At 64.5% G+C, this 21,106-nt stretch carries 23 protein-coding genes; 9 read left to right on the top strand and 14 right to left on the bottom strand.

Annotated elements, in window-relative coordinates; translation table 11 throughout:
- Positions 1-54: 54 nt before the first annotated feature.
- The 9 genes from FJ419_RS29235 to FJ419_RS29190 all read right to left on the bottom strand — a co-directional run bounded on the left by FJ419_RS29235 (position 55) and on the right by FJ419_RS29190 (position 10,091).
- Positions 55-3,042 (bottom strand): 2-oxoglutarate dehydrogenase E1 component, encoded by a 2,988-nt coding sequence (locus tag FJ419_RS29235; RefSeq protein WP_140700699.1) that lies wholly within the window; start codon positions 3,040-3,042, stop codon positions 55-57.
- 127 nt (positions 3,043-3,169) lie between these two features.
- The gene (gene sucD, locus FJ419_RS29230; RefSeq protein ID WP_140700698.1) at positions 3,170-4,072 is read right to left on the bottom strand and encodes a succinate--CoA ligase subunit alpha; all 903 of its coding nucleotides are present in this window, start codon (positions 4,070-4,072) and stop codon (positions 3,170-3,172) included.
- Positions 4,073-4,116: 44 nt separating this feature from the next.
- Positions 4,117-4,395, bottom strand: a complete 279-nt coding sequence (locus FJ419_RS29225) for a hypothetical protein (protein ID WP_140700697.1) — start codon at positions 4,393-4,395, stop codon at positions 4,117-4,119.
- A gap of 12 nt (positions 4,396-4,407) precedes the next feature.
- Complete coding sequence (locus FJ419_RS29220) at positions 4,408-4,779, bottom strand: cupin domain-containing protein (protein WP_140700696.1); 372 nt, start codon at positions 4,777-4,779, stop codon at positions 4,408-4,410.
- 4 nt (positions 4,780-4,783) lie between these two features.
- Positions 4,784-5,977 carry an ADP-forming succinate--CoA ligase subunit beta gene (gene sucC, locus FJ419_RS29215; RefSeq protein WP_140700695.1) on the bottom strand — a complete coding sequence of 398 codons (1,194 nt, stop codon included), beginning with the start codon at positions 5,975-5,977 and terminating at the stop codon, positions 4,784-4,786.
- A 27-nt stretch (positions 5,978-6,004) separates the two neighbouring features.
- On the bottom strand, positions 6,005-6,973 hold the full coding sequence (mdh, locus tag FJ419_RS29210; protein ID WP_140700694.1) for a malate dehydrogenase: 969 nt from the start codon (positions 6,971-6,973) through the stop codon (positions 6,005-6,007).
- Positions 6,974-7,455: 482 nt separating this feature from the next.
- The gene (zapE, locus tag FJ419_RS29200) at positions 7,456-8,658 is read right to left on the bottom strand and encodes a cell division protein ZapE (RefSeq protein ID WP_140700725.1); all 1,203 of its coding nucleotides are present in this window, start codon (positions 8,656-8,658) and stop codon (positions 7,456-7,458) included.
- A 264-nt stretch (positions 8,659-8,922) separates the two neighbouring features.
- Complete coding sequence (locus FJ419_RS29195; protein WP_140700693.1) at positions 8,923-9,462, bottom strand: protease inhibitor Inh/omp19 family protein; 540 nt, start codon at positions 9,460-9,462, stop codon at positions 8,923-8,925.
- A 197-nt stretch (positions 9,463-9,659) separates the two neighbouring features.
- A complete protein-coding gene (locus tag FJ419_RS29190) occupies positions 9,660-10,091 on the bottom strand; it encodes a VOC family protein (protein WP_246679422.1) in 432 nt (143 codons plus the stop codon).
- Positions 10,092-10,226: 135 nt separating this feature from the next.
- On the opposite strand from FJ419_RS29190, the gene FJ419_RS29185 reads away from it, so the two are divergent.
- From FJ419_RS29185 to FJ419_RS29150, 8 genes are all read left to right on the top strand, one after another.
- Entirely contained in the window at positions 10,227-11,264 is a 1,038-nt protein-coding gene (locus FJ419_RS29185) for an MBL fold metallo-hydrolase (RefSeq protein ID WP_140700692.1), read from the top strand.
- 30 nt (positions 11,265-11,294) lie between these two features.
- Positions 11,295-11,456, top strand: coding sequence for a DUF1328 family protein (locus FJ419_RS29180; RefSeq protein ID WP_031195454.1), 162 nt, complete (start codon positions 11,295-11,297; stop codon positions 11,454-11,456).
- 170 nt (positions 11,457-11,626) lie between these two features.
- On the top strand, positions 11,627-12,511 hold the full coding sequence (dapF, locus tag FJ419_RS29175; protein WP_140700691.1) for a diaminopimelate epimerase: 885 nt from the start codon (positions 11,627-11,629) through the stop codon (positions 12,509-12,511).
- The gene (gene mtaB / locus FJ419_RS29170; RefSeq protein ID WP_140700690.1) at positions 12,511-13,839 is read left to right on the top strand and encodes a tRNA (N(6)-L-threonylcarbamoyladenosine(37)-C(2))-methylthiotransferase MtaB; all 1,329 of its coding nucleotides are present in this window, start codon (positions 12,511-12,513) and stop codon (positions 13,837-13,839) included. The genes dapF and mtaB overlap by 1 nt, the downstream gene beginning before the upstream one ends.
- Before the next feature lie 13 nt (positions 13,840-13,852).
- The gene (gene ftsY / locus FJ419_RS29165; protein WP_140700689.1) at positions 13,853-15,478 is read left to right on the top strand and encodes a signal recognition particle-docking protein FtsY; all 1,626 of its coding nucleotides are present in this window, start codon (positions 13,853-13,855) and stop codon (positions 15,476-15,478) included.
- Between the two features lie 62 nt (positions 15,479-15,540).
- Positions 15,541-16,197, top strand: coding sequence for a septation protein A (locus FJ419_RS29160; RefSeq protein ID WP_140700688.1), 657 nt, complete (start codon positions 15,541-15,543; stop codon positions 16,195-16,197).
- An 86-nt stretch (positions 16,198-16,283) separates the two neighbouring features.
- On the top strand, positions 16,284-16,904 hold the full coding sequence (locus FJ419_RS29155; RefSeq protein WP_140700687.1) for a pyridoxamine 5'-phosphate oxidase family protein: 621 nt from the start codon (positions 16,284-16,286) through the stop codon (positions 16,902-16,904).
- Positions 16,905-16,941: 37 nt separating this feature from the next.
- A complete protein-coding gene (locus FJ419_RS29150) occupies positions 16,942-17,475 on the top strand; it encodes an NADPH-dependent FMN reductase (RefSeq protein WP_140700686.1) in 534 nt (177 codons plus the stop codon).
- A gap of 227 nt (positions 17,476-17,702) precedes the next feature.
- Here FJ419_RS29150 and FJ419_RS29145 read toward each other — a convergent pair whose 3' ends face one another.
- Positions 17,703-17,909 carry a 4-oxalocrotonate tautomerase family protein gene (locus FJ419_RS29145; RefSeq protein WP_140684309.1) on the bottom strand — a complete coding sequence of 69 codons (207 nt, stop codon included), beginning with the start codon at positions 17,907-17,909 and terminating at the stop codon, positions 17,703-17,705.
- 28 nt (positions 17,910-17,937) lie between these two features.
- The gene (locus FJ419_RS29140) at positions 17,938-18,858 is read right to left on the bottom strand and encodes an SMP-30/gluconolactonase/LRE family protein (protein WP_140700685.1); all 921 of its coding nucleotides are present in this window, start codon (positions 18,856-18,858) and stop codon (positions 17,938-17,940) included.
- Positions 18,859-19,137: 279 nt separating this feature from the next.
- Between FJ419_RS29140 and FJ419_RS30950 the strand changes: the two genes are divergently transcribed.
- Positions 19,138-19,302 (top strand): hypothetical protein, encoded by a 165-nt coding sequence (locus FJ419_RS30950; protein WP_181165005.1) that lies wholly within the window; start codon positions 19,138-19,140, stop codon positions 19,300-19,302.
- A 173-nt stretch (positions 19,303-19,475) separates the two neighbouring features.
- Here the strand turns inward: FJ419_RS30950 and FJ419_RS29135 are convergent, their stop codons facing one another.
- The 3 genes from FJ419_RS29135 to ccmB form a co-directional block, all read right to left on the bottom strand.
- Positions 19,476-20,054, bottom strand: a complete 579-nt coding sequence (locus FJ419_RS29135; protein WP_140700684.1) for a DsbE family thiol:disulfide interchange protein — start codon at positions 20,052-20,054, stop codon at positions 19,476-19,478.
- The gene (gene ccmD, locus FJ419_RS29130; protein WP_140700683.1) at positions 20,051-20,218 is read right to left on the bottom strand and encodes a heme exporter protein CcmD; all 168 of its coding nucleotides are present in this window, start codon (positions 20,216-20,218) and stop codon (positions 20,051-20,053) included. Before ccmD ends, FJ419_RS29135 begins: the two co-directional genes overlap by 4 nt.
- Before the next feature lie 117 nt (positions 20,219-20,335).
- Positions 20,336-21,001, bottom strand: a complete 666-nt coding sequence (gene ccmB, locus FJ419_RS29125) for a heme exporter protein CcmB (protein WP_140700682.1) — start codon at positions 20,999-21,001, stop codon at positions 20,336-20,338.
- Positions 21,002-21,106 lie beyond the last annotated feature (105 nt).

The raw sequence follows: 21,106 nt of genomic DNA, 5'->3' as shown, positions 1-21,106 counted from the left end.
TCCGTTGTCTTCTTGAGGTCTGTTTCGTCCGGTCTGCTTACCCGCCCGGCGCCCTTATTCGCCGAGAGCGTCGTCGAGCAGCGCGGCCAGCTGGCTGAGATGCTTCGACATCAACCCAGTCGCCGGCGAGGCCGAGGCCGGCCGGCCGGTGTAGCGCACCCGCTGATGCTTGGCGTCGATATGCGCCAGCACCCATTCGAGATAGGGATCGATGAACGACCAGGCGCCCATGTTCTTGGGCTCTTCCTGGCACCACACCATCTCGGCGTTGCGGAAGCGTGACAGCTCGGTGATCAGCGCCTTGGCCGGGAACGGATAGAGCTGTTCGACGCGCAGCAGGTAGATGTCGTTGATGCCGCGCTTCTCGCGCTCCTCATAGAGGTCGTAATAGACCTTGCCCGAGCACAGCACGACACGGCGGATCTTGGAGTCCTTCACCAGCTTGATCGGCTGGTCGGCCAAGAGCTGCGCGTCGTCCCAAAGCAGGCGGTGGAACGAGCTTTCGCCCGACATTTCCGGCAGCGTCGACACCGCCCGCTTGTGGCGCAGCAGCGACTTCGGCGTCATCAGGATCAGCGGCTTGCGGAAGTCGCGCTTCAACTGCCGGCGCAGGATATGGAAATAATTGGCCGGCGTGGTGACGTTGGCGACCTGCATATTGTCTTCCGCGCAGAGCTGCAGGAAGCGCTCCAGCCGCGCCGACGAATGCTCCGGCCCCTGGCCCTCATAGCCATGCGGCAGCAGGCATACGAGACCCGACATGCGGAGCCACTTGCGCTCGCCCGACGAGATGAACTGGTCGAACACGACCTGGGCGCCGTTGGCGAAGTCGCCGAACTGCGCCTCCCAGAGCGTCAGCGCCTTGGGCTCGGCCAGGCTGTAGCCATATTCGAAGCCGAGCACCGCCTCTTCCGACAGCATCGAGTTGATGACCTCGTAGCCGGCCTGCGCCGCCGACAGGTTGTTGAGCGGGATGTAGCGGTTCTCGTCGCGCTGGTCGTAAAGCACCGAATGGCGCTGCGAGAAGGTACCGCGCTCCGAATCCTGGCCGGAAAGCCGGATCGGATTGCCGTCGAGCAGGATGGCGCCGAAGGCCAGCGCCTCGGCCGTCGACCAATCGATGCCTTCGCCCGACTCGATCGCCTGGCGGCGGTTTTCGAGGAAGCGCAGGATGGTCTTGTGCGCCTCGAAATCCTTCGGCACCTCGGTCAGCTTCTTGCCGATCTCCTTCAGCGTGCGAACCGGCACGGCGGTCTTGCCGCGCCGCTGTTCGTCCTGGTTGTCGGCGGTGCGCAGGCCCGACCACGCGCCGTCCAGCCAGTCGGCCTTGTTGGGCTTGTAGTGCTGGCCGACTTCCCATTCGGCTTCCAGATGCGCGCGCCAGTCGGCCCGCATCTTGTCGACCTCGGCCTGGGTGACATGGCCTTCGGCGATCAGCCGGTCGGCATAGATCTGCACCACCGTCTTATGGCTGCGGATGTTGCGGTACATGATCGGCTGGGTGAAGGACGGTTCATCGCCCTCATTGTGGCCGAAGCGGCGGTAGCAGAACATGTCCACCACCACCGGCTTGTGGAACTTCATGCGGAATTCGGTCGCAACCTTCGCGGCATGCACCACCGCTTCCGGATCGTCGCCATTGACGTGGAAGATCGGCGCCTCGATCATCTTGGCCACATCCGACGGATAGGGCGAGGAACGCGAGAAGCGCGGATTGGTAGTGAAACCGATCTGGTTGTTGATGATGAAATGCAACGTGCCGGCAACGCGATGCCCGCGCAGGCCCGACAGGCCGAGGATTTCCGCGATCACGCCTTGGCCGGCAAAGGCGGCGTCGCCGTGCAGCAGTAGCGGCATAACCTTGGCGCGCTCCGACAGCGGCACGATCTCGCCGCGCTCACGGCCGGACAACTGATCCTGCTTGGCGCGCGCCTTGCCCATCACGACAGGGTCGACGATTTCCAGATGCGAGGGGTTGGCCGTCAGCGACAGGTGCACCTTGTTGCCGTCGAACTCGCGGTCTGACGAGGCGCCGAGGTGATACTTGACGTCGCCCGAGCCTTCGACTTCGTCGGGAGCCGCCGAGCCGCCCTTGAATTCGTGGAAGATGGCGCGGTGCGGCTTGGCCATCACCTGGGAGAGCACGTTGAGGCGGCCGCGATGCGCCATGCCTAGCACGATTTCCTTCAGGCCGAGCTGGCCGCCGCGCTTGACGATCTGTTCCAGCGCCGGGATCAGCGACTCGCTGCCATCGAGGCCGAAACGCTTGGTGCCCTTGTACTTGACATCGATATATTGCTCGAAGCCCTCGGCCTCGACCAGCTTCGACAGGATCGCCTTCTTGCCGGTGGCGGTGAAGGTGATCTCCTTGTCGGCGCCTTCGATGCGCGCCTGGATCCAGGCCTTCTCTTCCGGATCGGAAATATGCATGAACTCGACGCCGAGCGTCGAGCAATAGGTGCGGGTCAGGATATCCAGCATCTGCCGGATGGTGCCGAATTCGAGGCCCAGCACATTGTCGAGGAAGATCGGCCGGTCGTAATCGGCTTCGGTGAAGCCATAATTCTCCGGCGACAACTCGTTGTAGTCCTCGAGCGGCTTGGCGATGCCGAGCGGGTCGAGATTGGCGTGCAGGTGGCCGCGCATGCGGTAGGCGCGGATCATCATGATGGCGCGCACGGAATCGCGCGTCGCCTGGTGCACGTCGGCGTCGGAAAGCACGGCGCCGTTGATGACGGCCTTTTCCTTGACCTTCTTTTCGATCGCCTTTTCGACCAGACCCCAATTGCCGTCGAGCGCCGAGACCAGCTCGCCATTGGCCGTGAGCGGCCAGGAAGGCTTCGCCCAGGACGCACCCTTGGCGTTCTTGCGGACATCGCCCGCGTCGTCCTTCAGCGCGGCGAAGAAATCCTGCCACTCCGGATCGACGGAGGCGGGATTGTCCTCATAGGCCGCGTAGAGCGCGTCGATGTAATCGGCATTGCCGCCATAAAGGAATGAGGTGAGCGAGAATTGGTCGTTGGCCTGATCTTGTCTTGCCATTTTCGTCTGCGGAGCCTGGCTCCGTCTCCTTTTCTGGAAGGGAGTAGGGGAGTAAGGCAGTAGGGGAGTAGGGCATTTTTGCCGCTGATCTTTCCCTACTCCCCTATTCCCTTACTCCCCTACTCCCTTAACCCTTGATCGCCTCGACCAGCGTCGTGCCGAGCCGCGCCGGCGACGGCGACACCTTGATGCCGGCCGATTCCATCGCCGCGATCTTGTCTTCCGCGCCGCCCTTGCCGCCGGAGATCACCGCGCCCGCATGGCCCATGGTGCGGCCGGCCGGCGCCGTGCGCCCGGCGATGAAGCCCGCCATCGGTTTCTTGCGGCCGCGCTTGGCTTCGTCCTTGAGGAACTGCGCGGCGTCTTCCTCGGCCGAGCCGCCGATCTCGCCGATCATGATGATCGACTTGGTCTCGTCGTCGGCGAGGAACATCTCCAGCACGTCGATGAATTCGGTGCCCTTGACCGGGTCGCCGCCGATGCCCACCGCCGTGGTCTGGCCGAGGCCGACATTGGTGGTCTGGAAGACTGCCTCATAGGTAAGCGTTCCCGAGCGCGAAACAACGCCGACCGAGCCCTTGCGGAAGATGTTGCCGGGCATGATGCCGATCTTGCATTCGTCGGGCGTCAGCACGCCCGGGCAGTTCGGGCCGATCAGCCGCGAGGTGGAGCGGTCGAGCCGCGCCTTGACCTTGACCATGTCCATCACCGGGATGCCTTCGGTGATGCAGACGATGAGCGGGATCTCGGCCTCGATCGCCTCGATGATGGCTTCGCCGGCTCCCGCAGGCGGCACGTAGATGACGGAAGCGTTGGCGCCGGTCTTTGCCTTGCCCTCGGCGACGGTGGCGAAGATCGGCAGGCTTTCGCCTTTCGAACCGGTCCAGGTCTCGCCGCCCTTCTTGGGATGGATGCCGCCCACCATCCTGGTGCCGTGATAGGCCAGCGCCTGCTCGGTGTGGAACGTGCCGGTCTTGCCGGTCAGACCCTGAACCAGCACCTTGGTGTTCTTGTCGACGAGAATGGACATGCGGGGAGCTATCCTTTGGATTTATGGAGGCCTACGTGCCGGCCTTATTCGGAACGGAGTTGCAGTCGGTTGATTCCAAGTTCGTCGCGCCAGTTCGGCGAGGTTTGCTGACGGGCCTGTTCGTCGAGGGTGATCGGTCCGTCCCGATGGATGCCTCGACGCGTGTGCCGGCCCTGCGATTCGGGAAAATCGACGTCGAGCCAGTCCTCGACATAGGCCTTGGCCAGTTCTTCGATGGAAACGCCGCGCCACTTCGCACACGCGGCCAGCATGTCCATCGTTTCCCGATCAAATGTCATTTGGACTGTTTGATTGTCACCCATGACGCCCGTCCCCTATAGCCGCTTCAGCTCGCTGACGGTCAATTCACTTTTGACATTGCCGGTGTTCAAGGTCGTCGCCGGCTCGAACATCAGCACCACCGGCTCCTTCGTCAGCGAGCGCGGCCGATGCTCGACGCCGCGGGGAACGACGATGAAGTCGCCCTCGCCGAGCTCGACCGGCCCGTCGCGAAAATCGATGGCGATCCTGCCGCGCAGCACCAGGAAAGCCTCGTCCTCATTGTCATGCGCATGCCAGTCGAAAACCTCGCCGAACTTGGCGACCTTGGCCTGGGCATCGTTGACGTCGCCGGCGATATGCGGATCGAAGACGTTGGTGATCGTCCGATCCGCCGCCTCGACCAGGTTTATCTTGCGCGGAGGCATCCGCTTAGCCCTTCACCGCCGCCACGATCTTTTTGGCCGCGTCATCGAGATCGTCGGCCGACACCACGTTCAAGCCGCTGTCGTTGATGATCTTCTTGCCGAGCTCGGCATTGGTGCCTTCGAGCCGCACGACCAGCGGCACCTTCAGGCCCACTTCCTTGACCGCGGCGATCACGCCCTCGGCGATGACGTCGCACTTCATGATGCCGCCGAAGATGTTGATCAGGATGCCTTCGACTGCCGGATCCTTGGTGATGATCTTGAACGCCGCCGTGACCTTTTCCTTGGAGGCGCCGCCGCCGACGTCGAGGAAGTTAGCCGGCTCAGCACCGTAGAGCTTGATGATGTCCATCGTCGCCATGGCAAGGCCGGCGCCGTTGACCATGCAGCCGATATTGCCGTCGAGCGCGACATAGGCGAGGTCGTATTTCGACGCCTCGATCTCCTTCTCGTCTTCTTCGGAGGTGTCGCGCAATTCCATCACGTCCGGGTGGCGGAACAGGGCATTGTTGTCGAACGACACTTTGGCGTCCAGCACGCGCAGATGCCCGTCCTTCATGACGATCAGCGGATTGACCTCGAGCAGGCTCATGTCCTTCTCGGCAAAGGCCTTGTAGAGGATCGGGTACAGCGTGCCGCCGTCCTTCGCCGCATCGCCGTCGAGCTTCAGCGCGGCGTTGAGCTTCTTCACGTCATCGGCGCTCACACCATTTTCCGGATCGATGGCGACGGTGACGATCTTTTCCGGCGTGTCATGCGCGACCGTCTCGATGTCCATGCCGCCCTCGGTCGAGACGACGAAGGCGATGCGGCCGACCGAGCGGTCGACCAGGATCGACAGATAGAGCTCGCGCTCGATGTCGGCGCCGTCCTCGATATAGAGGCGGTTGACCTGTTTGCCGGCAGGTCCCGTCTGCTTGGTGACCAGCGTGTGGCCGAGCATCTCGTTGGCGTTGGCGACGACTTCGGCCGCCGACTTCGCCAGGCGCACGCCGCCCTTGGCATCGGGGCCGAGTTCCTTGAACTTGCCCTTGCCGCGGCCGCCGGCATGGATCTGGCTCTTCACGACATAGAGCGGGCCGGGCAGCGCTTCTGCCGCCGCTTCCGCCTCGCCGGCCTTGAACACCGGAACGCCGCTTGCGACCGGCGCGCCGAACGTCTTCAGCAGCGCCTTGGCCTGATACTCATGGATGTTCATGCGCGTGGTCTCCGGGGGAAGGACGTTTTATTTGCCGGCGAGATGCGGGGCGATCTTGGTGCAGGCCTCGGTCAGGCCCTGGACCGCCGCGACCGAGGAATCGAACATCTTCTGCTCGGCCTTGGAGAGGTCGATCTCGATGACGCGCTCGACGCCGCCGGCGCCGATCACCACCGGAACGCCGACATAGGTGTTCTTCACGCCATACTGGCCCGAGAGGTGCGCGGCGCAGGGCAGCACCCGCTTCTTGTCCTTGAGGTAGGATTCGGCCATCATGATCGCCGAGGCCGCCGGCGCGTAATAGGCCGAACCGGTCTTCAACAGGCCGACGATCTCGGCGCCGCCGTCGCGGGTGCGCTGCACGATCTGGTCGAGCTTTTCCTTTGAGGTCCAGCCCATCTTGATGAGGTCGGGCAGCGGGATGCCCGAGACGGTCGAATAGCGGATCATCGGCACCATGGAATCGCCGTGACCGCCGAGCACGAAGGCGGTGACGTCCTCGACCGAGACCTTGAACTCTTCGGCCAGGAAGTAGCGGAAACGCGCGCTGTCGAGCACGCCGGCCATGCCGACGACATGGCTGGTCGGCAGGCCGGAGAACTTCTGCAGCGCCCACACCATGGCGTCGAGCGGGTTGGTGATGCAGATGACGAAGGCCTTCGGCGCATATTTCTTGAGGCCGGCGCCGACTTGTTCCATCACCTTCAGGTTGATACCGAGGAGGTCGTCACGGCTCATGCCGGGCTTGCGCGGCACTCCGGCGGTGACGATGCACACATCCGCGCCCTCGATGCCAGCGTAGTCATTGACGCCGGTCAGCCGGGAATCGAAGCCGTCGACCGGCGAAGATTGCGCGATGTCGAGACCCTTGCCCTGCGGAATGCCCTCGGCAATGTCGAACAGCACCACGTCGCCGAGATCCTTGAGGCCGATCATATGGGCGAGCGTGCCGCCGATCATGCCCGAGCCGATGAGCGCTATCTTGTTACGTGCCATGTGAGGATGTTTTCCTTTGTCTGTGACGAAGTCGTGACGGGCCGGAGGGGCCGAAAGGATGCGGGAAACCGCGAGATTTGGCCGCACCGAATAACTCCGGCGCGGAAGAAATTCAAACGATTATTTTGACCTCAGTATTTTCAATCGGTTAGATGCTTTGGGAATTACGTAAACGTCAAAGTTTGTGAGCCGACTGAGGAGAATTTACACAATGAACGTCGAAATCAGAAGGCTTCATCCGGGCGATGACGCGGTTGTGATTTAAGCAGGGCACCCTCTAACGCCAGCGGGACAGCGCCCCCCTCTGGCCTGCCGGCCATCTCCCCCACTTGGGGGGAGATCGACGGCGCGTCGGCTTTCGCCAATCTCCAACGCCTCAAGATGAAGCGAGGCGCCGCAATGTCCAATCTCCCCCCTCGTGGGGGAGATGTCCGGCAGGACAGAGGGGGGCGCGAAGGATCGCGGCCTTCTGGAAATATCTTCTATCCCTGCGCCTGCCTTGCCTCCGAAGGCTGCGCCCCGTCCTGGCGCCGTTCCGCCCAGCCGTCCAGCCAGTCGCGGCTCTGCATCTCGACCAGGCGCGAGGCGGTGCGCTCGAATTCGAACACTTCCGTGCCGCGCTTGGCCGTATAAAGCCGTTCGGGCGGCGCCGCGGCGCTCATCACCAGCCGCATGCGGTGGTCGTAGAGCGTGTCGATCAAAAGGATGAAGCGCTTGGCCTCGTTGCGCTTGCCTTCGCCCAGCACCGGCACATGGTCGATGAAAACGGTCGAGAAACGGCCGGCGATCGCCAGATAGTCGCGCGCGCCGAGCGGCTTCTCGCAGAGGTCGGCAAAGGAAAAGCGCGCGACATCGCCGGCGGCGCGCGGCACGACAAGCTGGCGGCCTTTCAGCGTCAAGGTGACTTCGTCGGCCGGCTGGCCATGCGTCATCGCCTTCCAGGCTTCGTCGAGCGCACGGTCGGCCGCGGCGTCGTCCGGCGTGACATAGACCGGCTGGCGGTTGAGCTTTTCCTGCCGGTAGTCCTTCTCGGCATCCAGCGCCATCACATGGGCGTTGCGCTCGAGCAGCGAGATGAACGGCAGGAAGAGCTGACGGTTCAGCCCGTCGCGATAAAGGTTCTCCGGCGCGACGTTGGAGGTGGCGACCAGCACCACGCCGTTGGCGAACAGCGCCGAGAACAGGCGCGACAGGATCATCGCGTCGGCAATGTCGGTGACCGAGAATTCGTCGAAACACAGCACCCAGGCTTCATCGGCGAGCGCCCGCGCCACCGGCGGGATCGGGTCGTCTTCCTTGACCGTGCCTTCCTTGCGCGCCTGCCGGTGCTTCTGGATACGGTCCTGCACATCGGCCATGAAGTCGTTGAAATGCACGCGGCGCTTGCGCCGGACCGGCAGCAGCTCGAAGAACATGTCCATCAGCATGGACTTGCCGCGCCCGACGCCGCCATGGATGTAGAGGCCTTTGACGGGCTCGCGCGACTGCCGCTTGGCCGCGAACAGCCAGCCCAGCGCGCTCGATTTATGTGCCAGCCTTTTTGCCGAGATCTCGTTGGTCAGCCGGTCGAGCGCAGCGACGACGCGCTCCTGCGCCGGGTCGCGCTCGGCCGCGCCGCTCTGGACGAGATGCTCGTAGCGCTGCCTGACGGTCGCGTGGGTCTGGATACCGTCGCGCAGATGCATGGGTCCGGTCTTTTGCATTTTTTTGCGCGGAACGCCTGAGGAAGGGCCGGGGGGTGTTGAGATTCAGGTCAGGCCGAGTCGAAAATGGCGGGTTCCGAGAACCGGAGCGGAGCGTACTTGAAGTACGTGAGCACCGGCCTTCGCCGGCCATAGCCTTAATTTAACTGCCACGCCACTCCTAAGTGCTTCGGCCGGCGAAGGCCGGAAGCGCAGGAAGCCGGCATCTGCAGGCCGGCCTCACCTGAATATCAGCACACCTTCGCGTTATCTTGTAAGCGAGATGGGCTGCCCGTTGGAAGTCTGGCCGTCGAACTTTTCGCCGCCGGACGAATAGAGCCTGGCCAGCGTGCCGCCGTTCTCATCGTAGAGCGTCAGCTGCTTGCCGGCGACATTCCACGACTTGATGCCGTCGATCGGCGCCGGGCAGTGCAGCGGACCGGCGCGGTAGCCGGCGCCGAACTTGGTCTGCGGCGTCGCCACCTTGCAGCTCTGCCCGGAGACATTGACGTTCCAGACGCCGGCGACGCTGGCCGCGGTGAGATCGGTGGCGCCGGCAGGCGCGGTGCCGTCCGGCGGCAGCGACGCGACCTGGGTGTTCTTCGGAGCGGTCGGGAATTGCGACGCATCGGCGGCGCCGGGGGAAGCCGGCGGCGGCAGCTGATTCTGCGTCACCGTGCCGGAGGGTGCCGGCGTCAGCGGCGCCGGCTGCTGATCGTCCATCGACGAGAAGCGCGAGGTCGAGCAGCCGCTCGCAACGAGCGCGGCCAGCGATACGGCCACAAGGCCAGTCCTTGAAAAATGCATTTACCACCTCCGTCGGATCTGGCCGGGGGGAGCCATCCGCGTAATCTCCGCTTCACCAAGACGGCGAAGGTGGCAGAATTTCAACCCGATATGGTTAAAATAGGGTTTTCGAAGCGGCTGTTGCAAATTTATCGCAGCTGAGGGCCACGGTCCGGAAGCTGCCGCTGAAAACCTTATAATCTATTGAAATATCAACATTAAATCCTGGCGCTCGGCACGAAGACATAACCATCCGGGCCGACGATGTAACATTCGCGCAAGCCATGCGGCTTGTCGATCGAGCCGGCCAGCACGATGTGGCCGAGCGCGGCCGCCTTTTTCTCGACCGAGTCCGGATCGGCGCCGTAAAGGCGCAGTTCGATACCGGCCCCGCGAGTCTCGGCGCCTGCGGTGACGCCGGTCATCGGATTGTCCAGATAGGAATGGTCGGCGTGGAGCATGAAGATCGAGCCCAACAGCTCGATCGCCGCAAAATCCTCGTCGCCATAGATAATCCGGGCGCCAAGCACGTCGCGGCAGAAGGCCTCCATAGCCGCCATGTCGGTGACCAGCAGGTTGACGCCGACCCCAAGCGGCAGCGAGCGGCCGAAATCCTCGGCCTTCATCCACGGTGTCTTGGTTCGCTTCATTACCAATGACGATCACCCCTGTCTGCCGATCCTAGACGAGCCCGGCTTCGGCCATTGGCATGCGGCGGCAAAAATGCTTGCGCCAGGCCGGCGCGTCCTTATCTCAGGAAACGACGCAAGCGGGCGGGAGACAGCATGGCCGCGAGAACGGGAACCGCCAACCGCTACTACAGCGGGCCGCCCAGCGATCATTTCGACGGCGCCCTGTTCTTCAATCCCGGCGGCAAGCCGCCCGGGAGCTTCACCGATCTCCTCAAATGGCAATTCGGCGGCGGGCGGGCGAACTGGCCGGCTTCGGTTCCGAGCCCGTATCCCCCGGCGAAGCCGGACATACGGGTGGAAGGCAGCGCGCTGAGGCTCACCATGGTCGGCCATGCTTCGCTTCTCATCCAGACGGCGGGGTTGAACATCCTGACCGATCCGGTCTGGTCGGAGCGCGCCTCGCCTTTCGCCTTCGTCGGGCCGAGAAGGGTTAATGCGCCGGGGATTGCCTTTGCCGACCTGCCGCCGATCGATCTGGTCCTGGTCAGCCACAATCACTACGACCATCTCGACCTCGCCACGCTGAAGCGGCTGGGGGAGAGACACGACCCGCTGGTGATCGCGCCGCTCGGCAATGACTCCATCATCGGCCGCGCGGCGCCCGGCATGCGGCTCAGCGTGCATGATTGGGGCGACAGGCTCGATGCCGGCACGGCAGCCATCCATGTCGAACCGGCGCATCACTGGTCGGCACGCGGCGGGCGCGACCGCCGCATGGCGCTGTGGGCGGGCTTCGTCATCGAGACGATGGCCGGCAACATCTATTTCGCCGGCGACACCGGCTTCCATGACGGCATCAACTACCGCCTGATGGCGCAAAAGCATGGCGGCTTCCGCCTCGCCATCCTGCCGATCGGAGCCTATGAGCCGCGCTGGTTCATGGCGCCGCAGCACCAGAACCCGCAGGAGGCCGTTCAGGGCATGAAGCTGTGCAATGCCGCCTTCGCCGCCGGCTGCCACTGGGGCACCTTCCACCTCACTGACGAGCCAGTCGATGAGCCGGCCAGGAAACTGGCCGAGGCGCTGGCCGCCGAAGACCTGCCGCCGGAGCGTTTCCGTGCCATGCGACCGGGAGAGCTATGGGACGTGCCAGCCATCTACAAAGGAACCCAAACCGGCCAAACGCGTTGATCGGACGACGCAAACCGCTGGAGCTTCCCCATGATTAGGTGGATCATCATCCTTCTCATCATTGCCGCCGCCGCGAGCCTGCTCGGCATGCCGGCTTTGGCAGGCGCGGCCGCTACCGGCGCGCGCATCCTCATCGGCATCGTGCTGATCATCTTCCTGCTGATCGTGCTCGGCGTCTTCGCGGTAACATAAGCGCGACCACTTGGTCGTCGCTGCGCGATCACTTGGTCGTCGCGGCGCGACCGGTCGCTGCGCGGCCTCTTCTTCGTCGTCGCCAGAGCCACGCCGGACTGGTAATTCCCGCCCGTTTCCGCCATATAGCGCCCAAACGGATTGGCCAACGGATTGGAACGACCGGTTAGATGGCAGGCAGCGCCCCCTTCGCCAAGATGAACGGCATCGGCAACGAGATCATCGTTGCCGATATGCGCGGCCGCGCCGACAAGGTGACGGCGGCGTCCGCGATCGCCCTCAATGGCGACGCGGCGACCAAGTTCGACCAGATCATGGCGATCCATGATGCGCGCACGCCGGGCACGGCCTATTATATCGACATCCTGAACTCCGACGGCACCAGCGCGCAGGCCTGCGGCAACGGCATGCGCTGCGTGGTGCAGGCTCTGGCCGCCGAGACGGGCAACAAGAGCTTCACCTTCGAGACCCGCGCCGGCATTTTGAATGCGCAGGAGCATGCCGACGGCCTTATCTCGGTCGACATGGGCAAGCCGCGTTTCGGCTGGCAGGAGATCCCGCTGGCGGAAGAGTTCCGCGACACCCGCATGATCGAGCTGCAGATCGGCCCGATCGACGCCCCGGTGCTGCATTCGCCCTCGGCGGTGTCGATGGGCAACCCGCACGTGATCTTCTGGGTCGACAACGACGTCTGGTCTTATGAGCTGGACCGCTTCGGCCCGCTGCTTGAGAACCATCCGATCTTCCCCGAGCGCGCCAACATCACCATCGCCGAGGTGACTTCGCCTCGCACGATGATCATCCGCACCTGGGAGCGCGGCGCCGGCCTCACCAAGGCCTGCGGTTCGGCGGCTTGCGCCGCCGCGGTGGCGGCGGCCCGCACCAGGCGCACCGGCCGCAGCGTCTCGCTGCTCACGCCCGGCGGCGGCGAGCTCAATGTCGAATGGCGCGACGACGACCACGTCGTCCTGACAGGTGCCGCCGAATGGGAATTTTCCGGCAGCTTCGATCCCTCGACCGGCGCCTGGGCCCGCGACACCGAAAGCGCCGCCTGATGTCCGCCCTTGGAAAAGGCGTGGTATCCCAAGTCTCCACCACGACAGGTATCGACGTCGTCACCTTCGGCTGCCGCCTCAACACCTATGAATCGGAAGTGATGCGCCGCGAGGCCGAAAACGCCGGCCTGGGCGAGCTCAATGGCGGCGCCTTCATCTTCAACACCTGCGCCGTCACCGCCGAAGCGGTGCGCCAGGCCAAGCAGGCGATCCGCAAGGCGCGCCGCGAGAACCCTTCAGCCCGCATCATCGTCACCGGCTGCGCGGCCCAGACCGAGCCGCAGAATTTCACAGCAATGGACGAGGTCGACCTGGTGCTCGGCAATGAGGAGAAGCTCAAGGCCAACTCCTACCGCGCGCTGCCCGATTTCGGCGTCAACGACACCGAGAAGGCGCGCGTCAACGACATTTTTTCGGTGCGCGAGACGGCAAGCCACATGGTCGACGCCATCGAGGGCCGCGCGCGCGCCTTCGTGCAGGTGCAGAATGGCTGCGACCATCGCTGCACCTTCTGCATCATCCCTTACGGCCGCGGCAATTCGCGCTCCGTGCCGATGGGCGCGGTGGTCGAGCAGGTCAAGCGCCTCGCCGGCAACGGCTATGCCGAGATCGTGCTGACCGGCGTCGACATGACCAGTTTCGGCGCCGACCTGCCGGGCGCGCCAAAACTGGGAAAACTGGTGAAGACGATCCTGCGCCAGGTGCCGGATGTGAAGCGGCTGAGATTGTCCTCCATCGATTCCATCGAGGCCGACGACGACCTGCTCGACGCCATTTCCACCGAGCCGAGGCTGATGCCGCATCTGCATCTGTCGCTGCAGTCGGGCGACGACATGATCCTGAAGCGCATGAAGCGCCGCCATCTGCGCGACCAGTCGATCCGCTTCTGTGAGGACGTGCGCAAGCTGCGTCCCGGTGTCGTCTTCGGCGCCGACATCATCGCCGGCTTCCCGACCGAGACCGAGGCGATGTTCGAGAATTCGGAGAGAATAGTCGAGGAATGCGGCCTGACGCATCTCCACGTCTTTCCGTTCTCGCCACGCGAAGGCACACCGGCCGCGCGCATGCCGCAGGTTCGCCGTGAGGTGGTGAAGGCGCGCGCCGCCAGGCTGCGCGCCGCCGGCGAGACAGCCTATCGCCATCATTTGTCGTCGCTCTCCGGCACACGGCAATCGATCCTGGTCGAGCGCGACGGGCTCGGCCGTACCGAAGGTTTTACGCTGGCCGCGATCGACGCCGGCGCGCCCGGCGAGATCGTCGACGCCATGGTCGCCGGCCATGACGGCGCCCGACTGATTGCGGCCCCGCTTGCCGCGCAAGCCGCCTGAGACTGCGAGACGCATGGCTGGTTTCTTCAAGAAGATATTTTCGTTCGGCAGGAAAGAGGTCGTCGAGGAGCGCGTCGACGAAGCGCTGCCGCCGATCAAGTGGGACGCGCTGGAGGCGCTGAAGCCGGAGGCTGAGCCTCAACCGGTCCCCGAAGAGCCGAAGCCCGAGCCCGCTCCAACCATCCCGCCGGTGCCGGAGCCCAACATTCCCGCCGAGCCGGAACCGCTGCCGCAGCCCGAGCCGGAAGAAGAGCCGCAACCGGCGCCCGAAAAGCCGGAGCCGCCGGCCCCCGAAGAAGTGCCGCCGGCACAACCTGAGCCTTTACCTGCACCGACACCCGAACCTGCTCCGCAGGAAGTGCCCGCACCTGCGCCGACGCAACCTGACATCGACCCTTCGCGTCCGGAACCGCTGCCTGAGCAGCCACCGGTCGAAGTGCCGACGCCGCCTGCCGAAGTCCCGGTCGAAACGCCAGCGTCCATCGAGGTGCCGCCAGCGGCGCCGCCCTCTGTGGAACCATCCGCCGAAGCCGTAGCGGAAATCGCGCCTCCTATTCGACAGCCCGCGCCCGTGGAGCTGCAGCCGATCCATGCCGAGATCGCACCGGAGCCGGAGGCTTTGCCGTCGCCGCCGACACCCGCCCCCCCTGCCGGCAAGGTAACGGTCTCAAAAAAGGTCGAGCAGAAGGCCGAGCCGGTGAAGGCGCCGGAGCCGGCGCCGCGGCGCTCCTGGTTCCAGCGCATGCGCGACGGGCTGGCCCGCTCCTCGCGCGAGCTTACCGGCAACATCGCCGGCGTCTTCACCAAGCGCAAGCTGGACGAGGACACGCTGCAGGACCTGGAGGACGTGCTGATCCGCGCCGATCTCGGCGTGGAAACCGCGCTGCGCGTCACCGATTCGCTTGCCTCCAGCCGCTACGGCAAGGATGTCTCGGACTCGGAAGTCCGCGCCGTGATGGCGGCGGAGGTGGAAAAGGTGCTGGCGCCGGTCGCCAGGCCGCTCGAGCTCGACCTCAGCCATAAGCCGCATGTCGTCCTGGTCGTCGGCGTCAACGGCACCGGCAAGACCACCACCATCGGCAAGCTGGCCGCCAAGCTCACCGATGGCGGCCTCAAGGTGATGCTGGCCGCCGGCGACACGTTCCGCGCCGCCGCGATCGAGCAGCTCAAGATCTGGGGCGAGCGCACGAAATCGCCGGTCGTCGCCTCCAAGCTTGGTGCTGATGCGGCGGGCCTCGCCTATGACGCCTTCGACAAGGCGAAGGAGGCGGGCTCCGACGTGCTGATCATCGACACGGCCGGGCGCCTGCAGAACAAGACCGAGCTGATGGCCGAGCTGGAAAAGATCGTGCGCGTGCTGGGCAAGCTCGATCCGGAAGCGCCGCACACGGTGCTGCAGACGGTCGATGCCACAACCGGCCAGAACGCGCTGAACCAGGTTGAGATCTTCCGCAACGTCGCCGGCGTCAACGGCCTGGTGATGACCAAGCTGGACGGCACGGCGCGCGGCGGTATTCTGGTGGCGATCGCCGCCAAGCACCGGCTGCCGGTCTATTTCATCGGCGTCGGCGAGCAGGTCGACGACCTTGAACCGTTTTCCGCCAGCGAATTCGCGAGAGCCATCGCCGGCGTGGCTTGAACAAGGCGCGATCTTGCAAGGCCGCCTGCTTTTCGGCCAGATCGTGCGCAAGAAGGACTTTTATGAACATCATCGAACGCGACCCGTCCGATCCACGCCGCAAGCCGATCAATCCCGGCTTGAAGTTCCTGCTCGAGCTTGGGCCTGGCCTGGTGTTCTTCTTCACCACCATCCGCGGCGAGTGGCTGGCCGGGAAATTCCCGGTGCTCGCCCATCTCGGCGAGCCGATCCTGATCGCCACCGCCTTCTTCATGGCCGCGACGGCGCTTTCGCTGAGCGCCTCCTGGCTGCTGACGCGCAGCCTGCCGCTGATGCCGCTGGTCTCGGCGATCGTCGTGTTCGTCTTCGGCGCGCTGGCGCTTTACCTGCAGGACAAGACCTTCGCTTTCATGAAGCCGACGATCATCAATTCGCTGTTCGGCGTCACGTTGCTCGGCGGGCTGCTGTTCGGCCGGTCGCTGCTCGGCTACGTCTTCGATTCCGCCTTCCAGCTCGATGCCGAGGGCTGGCGCAAGCTGACCTTCCGCTGGGGACTGTTTTTCCTGTTCCTCGCTGCGCTCAACGAGGTCGTGTGGCGCAACTTTTCCGAGGCGACCTGGCTTTATTTCAAGGTCTGGGGCACCATCCCGATCACCTTGCTGTTCACCTTCAGCCAGATGCCGCTGATCATGCGCCACTCGCTGGAGGAAAAGTCCAAGCATGAGAAGGCCGGAAACTAAAGCAATTCGAGGAAAAGCGACTGCCGGTCGGGTTCGGCGACTTCGCCGTAATCTCCGTCCGGAATTGCGTCAGAAAGGGGGGCAGTATGGAATTCCTCACCACGCATGACGAGCTGAGGACGGTCTACAAGACGCCCCGGCCGACCGACGGCTCGATCCGCAAGGAGCTCAAGGCCCTCGACGGCCATTGCCGCTCCTTCATCGGCAAGAGCCCCTTCGTGCTGATCGGCTCCTCCGACGGCGCCGGCAATGCCGACGTCACACCCAAGGGCGACAAGCCCGGCTTCGCCGCCATCCTCGACAACTCCACCATCGCCATTCCCGACCGTCCCGGAAACAACCGTCTGGACACGCTGGAAAACATCATCCGCAACCCATCGGTCGGACTGCTTTTCCTCATCCCCGGCATGAACGAGACGCTGCGCGTCAATGGCGGCGCCCGCATCACCGTCGATCCCACCTTGCGCGAACGCCTGGCCGTCGACGGCAAGGAGCCGCTGAGCGTGATCGTGGTGACGGTCAAGGCCGCCTATATGCATTGCGCCAAGGCCTTCATGCGCTCCGATCTGTGGAAGCCGGAGACCTGGTACGACCGCGCGACCCTGCCGACGCTCGGCCAGATCATCCGCGACCAGCTGGCGCTCAGCGAAAGCGCCGGCGAGATCGACCGCGAGCTGGACCACGATTACCGCCAGACCATGTGGTAGGCTTGCCGGACGACTCAACCCTTCGTCCGGCTCTCCCTTGATCGAGATCATCGCCATATCGGGCAGCCTGCGCGCCGCCTCGACCAACTCGGCCCTGATTGCCGCATTGGCTGCCAACGCGCCCACGGACTGCCGCGTCGAGGTTTATGACGGTCTTGGCCGCTTGCCGATCTTTAATCCCGACGACGAGGGCGCGCGCACGCCGCCCGAAGCAGCGCGACTGATCGAGGCGGTGACCCGCGCCGACGGCATCGTCGTCTCCTGCCCGGAATATGCGCATGGCGTGCCCGGCGGCATGAAGAACGCGCTGGACTGGCTGGTCTCGCGCGACGCCGCGGTCGGCAAGCCGGCGATGCTGGTCCACGCCTCGCCCCGCTCGCTCTATGCGCGGGCGGCGCTGGCCGAGATCATGCGGACGATGTCGTTCGCGATGTATGAGGAGACGGCGCTGGAGATCGCGCTGCTGGGCAAGAAGCCGGCGGAGGTGGAGGCGGTCCTTGGCGAAGATGCGAACCGGCAGGCGATGTGGGGAGCGATCGAGGCTTTCTCTGGCTTTATTCGATCACAGTGACCTGCTTCGCTTGCGATCCTTCGCGCCCCCCTCTGCCCTGCCGGGCATCTCCCCCACAAGGGGGGAGATTGGCAGTTTCCGCGCCGGCGCGCTTCCTGCGACGTCGGCGATTGGCGAAAGCCGAGGCGACATCTGATCTCCCCCCTTGTGGGGGAGATGTCCGGCAGGACAGAGGGGGCGCTGTCCCGCCGACCTCTCGCAACTTCCGGGCTGCGGCGTGCGGCGTCCTACCCCTTCCTCCGCGTCTCGACATCGGTCTTGCCGACATACCAGTCGCGGGCGTTGACCTCCTCGAACACCACCCAGACATCGTCGTTGCCGAGCCCGGTGGCGTCCATGATGGCCGCAGTCACCTTCTTGGCGATGTCAGCCTTCTTGCCGGCCGGATCGGCGGCGATCACTTCCTTGACAATGCGGATATTGACGAACGGCATTTTTCTCTCCCGCTGATATGCCTCGCTGTCAGTACGTCTTGGCCCCGTTCACCATGAGCCGCACCATGTAGAGCGAGGTGGTGCCGGCGATGTAGAGGCAGTTGAGCTTGCTGCCGCCGAACACGCAGTTGGCGGTCACCTCCGGCACCTTGACCTTGCCGATCAGCGTGCCGTCGGGATCGTAGCAATGGATGCCGTCGGCAGCACTTGTCCAGATGCGCCCGTCCGAATCGAGCCTGAACCCGTCGAACAGGCCGGCGGCGCAGTCGGCGAACACCTTGCCGCCGGAAACTTTCTTGCCGTGCTTGCCGACATTGAAGACGCGCATATGCGCGGGATTCTTCTCGCCATGCGTGCGGCCGGTGTCGACGACATAGAGCAGGCTTTCGTCGAGCGAGAAGGCGAGCCCGTTCGGCCGCACCATATCGGTGATGACGGCCTCGACATCGCCGGTCTCGGGATCGACGCGATAGACATTGCAGGCGCCGATCTCGCTTTCGGCCTTGTCGCCCTCATAGTCGGTGTCGATGCCGTAGCTCGGATCGGTGAACCAGATCGAGCCGTCGGAGCGCACCACCACGTCGTTGGGCGAGTTCAGCCGCTTGCCCTTCCACGTCTCGGCGATGGTGGTGACTGAGCCGTCGAATTCCGTTCGGCTGACGCGGCGGCCGGAATGCTCGCAGGTCACCAGCCGGCCCTGCCGGTCGACCGTGTTGCCGTTGGAATTGCCGGACGGCTGGCGGAACACGCTGACGCTGCCGTCGGTCTCGTCATAGCGCAACATGCGGTTGTTCGGGATGTCGGACCAGACGACATAGCGGCCGGCGGCGAACCAGGCAGGCCCTTCCGCCCAGCGGCAGCCGGTGAACAGCTTCTCCACCTGCGCGTTGCCGTTGAACAGGCGCGCGAAGCGCGGATCGAGAACTTCGTAATAGTCAGCGGCCGCCATCAATTTCCTCCCGGCATCAGGTGACGGGCGGATCAAGCCAGCCCGCAGCCGTTCTGGCAAGACGGCAGGCCAGCAATTTGTATGACAAAAACGGATGAGAACTGCGTGAAGCCGAATGACCCTGCATGGCCGCGCGTCGGATGCAGGGCCTGTTAGCGTGCAATTAACCGGCTATGCGCTGACTGCAATGGTGCATTGCAACATCTTTCTTTTGCAATGCATCATTCCTATGTCATGCTGGCAATCGTCAGGGAGGAATAACGAAGAAGGAACCCTGTCATGTTCGACAATCTTGTCTCCCGCGCCCGCGCCACCATGGCCAAGCGCCGTCACTACAACCGCCTCGTCGCCGAAATCGAGAACCTGTCCAGCCGCGATCTCGCCGATCTGCGCGCCGACCGTTCCGAGATGCTCTACCAGATCCACAAGCAGATCTACGGCTGAGTCATTCCGGTCGAGGGGAATTCCCCCTCACCCGGATTGCCAACCGAATTGCGAAGGGCAATTCGGGGCAATCCGACCTCTCCCCAAGGGGAGAGGAGCAGGTATGCGCCGACGTCAACCTCTTCTCCCCTCGGGGAGAAGGTGGCCGCGAAGCGGCCGGATGAGGGGGCGCGTCAACCCGGCGCCGCCAGCGCCTTCTCGATCTGCGGCAACAGCAACGCTCTCACCGACTCCGGCGTCAGTGGCCCGACATGCTTGTAGGCAATCTTGCCGTCCTTGCCGATGACGAAGGTCTCCGGCACGCCATAGACGCCCCAGTCGATCGCCGCGCGCCCGGCCGGATCGGCGCCGATCGCCTGATAGGGATTGCCGAGCTCGCCAAGGAAGCGGCGGGCGTTTTCCGGCTGGTCCTTGTAGTTCAGCGCGGCAAGCGTGAAGCGCTTGTCCTGCGACAGGCCGAGCAGCACCGGATGCTCCTCGCGGCACGGCGCGCACCAGGACGCGAACACGTTGACCAGCGTCACCTTGCCGGCAAAGTCTTTCGACTCGAGCCCCGGCAGGCTCGTCCCTTCGAGCGGCGGCAGGCTGGTCGGCGGCGCCGGCAGGCCGATCAGCGCCGAGGGGATTTCCGAAACGTCGCGGCCCGACAGAAGTTGCGACAGGAACAGCCCCGCCAGCCCCAGGAACACCAAGAGCGGCAGAAGCACGAACAGGCGGCGGCGCGGTGCCGGAGCTTCGCTTTCGAGGCTCATGGCTTGACGGCCTTGTCGGAACGCCGCCGCACCCCGGCCGCTTCCAGCGCTGCAAGCTCACGCCTGCGCGCCCGCTGGTCGAGCAGGATCCAGCCGATCAGTCCGGCCAGCACGACGGCGGTGATGGCATAGGCAGCGGTGACGAACAGGGCGTGCGCGCTCATAGCGACCGCTCCCTGCTCGTGGCCATGTCAACCGTTCCGATCATGTCTTTCCATAACCCCGCGTCGGCCGGTCCGCAATTTGCCGCGGTGCCGCAGTGAGGCAACGCCTTCGTCGCCTCAATCCGTTCCGTGCCGCAACGCCAGCGCCGCCGCCAGTGGACCGAGCACCGCAAGAAACAGCGTCAGCGCGGCAAGAATGAGGAAAGGCTGCAGGAACGGCGCCGGATCGGCCACCGCGCCATAGCTTGCCGAAACGCCGAAGATCAGAACCGGAATGGTGAGCGGCAGCACCAGCACCGAAATAAGCAATCCGCCGCGCGGCAGCGCCACCGCCACCGCTGCGCCCGCCGCGCCGATGAAGGTGATGGCCGGCGTGCCGACGAGCAATGTGAGCGCCGTGGCGCCGATGCCCAGCGGCTCCATATTCATGAACAGGCCGAGCAGAGGTGCCGCGACCACCAGCGGCAGCACGCTGCCCGTCCAGTGCGCCAGGCATTTCGTCAGCACCGTCAGCGCCAGCATGTGGCGATCGCCATTCAGCACCAGCAGATCGAGCGAGCCGTCCTCGCGGTCGGCCTGGAACAGCCGGTCGAGCCCGAGCAGGCAGGCAAGCAGCGCAGCGATCCACAGGATCGCCGGGCCGATGCGGGCGAGCAGATTGAGATCGGGACCGACGCCGAACGGGATGGTGACGATGACAGCGAGGAAAAAAATCACGCCGATCAGCGCCCCGCCGCCGGCACGGATCGAGAGGCGAATGTCGCGCAGGAAGAGAGACCACATTACCGGGTACCTCTTCGGTGAAGTCGGAGTTCCTTCGCGCCCCCCTCTGTCCTGCCGGACATCTCCCCCACGAGGGGCAGGGATGTCCGGGGAAAGTTATTCATA

Source organism: Mesorhizobium sp. B2-6-2, assembly GCF_006440615.1.
Taxonomy (GTDB): domain Bacteria; phylum Pseudomonadota; class Alphaproteobacteria; order Rhizobiales; family Rhizobiaceae; genus Mesorhizobium.
This window is presented reverse-complemented; position numbering and strand designations above follow the sequence as displayed.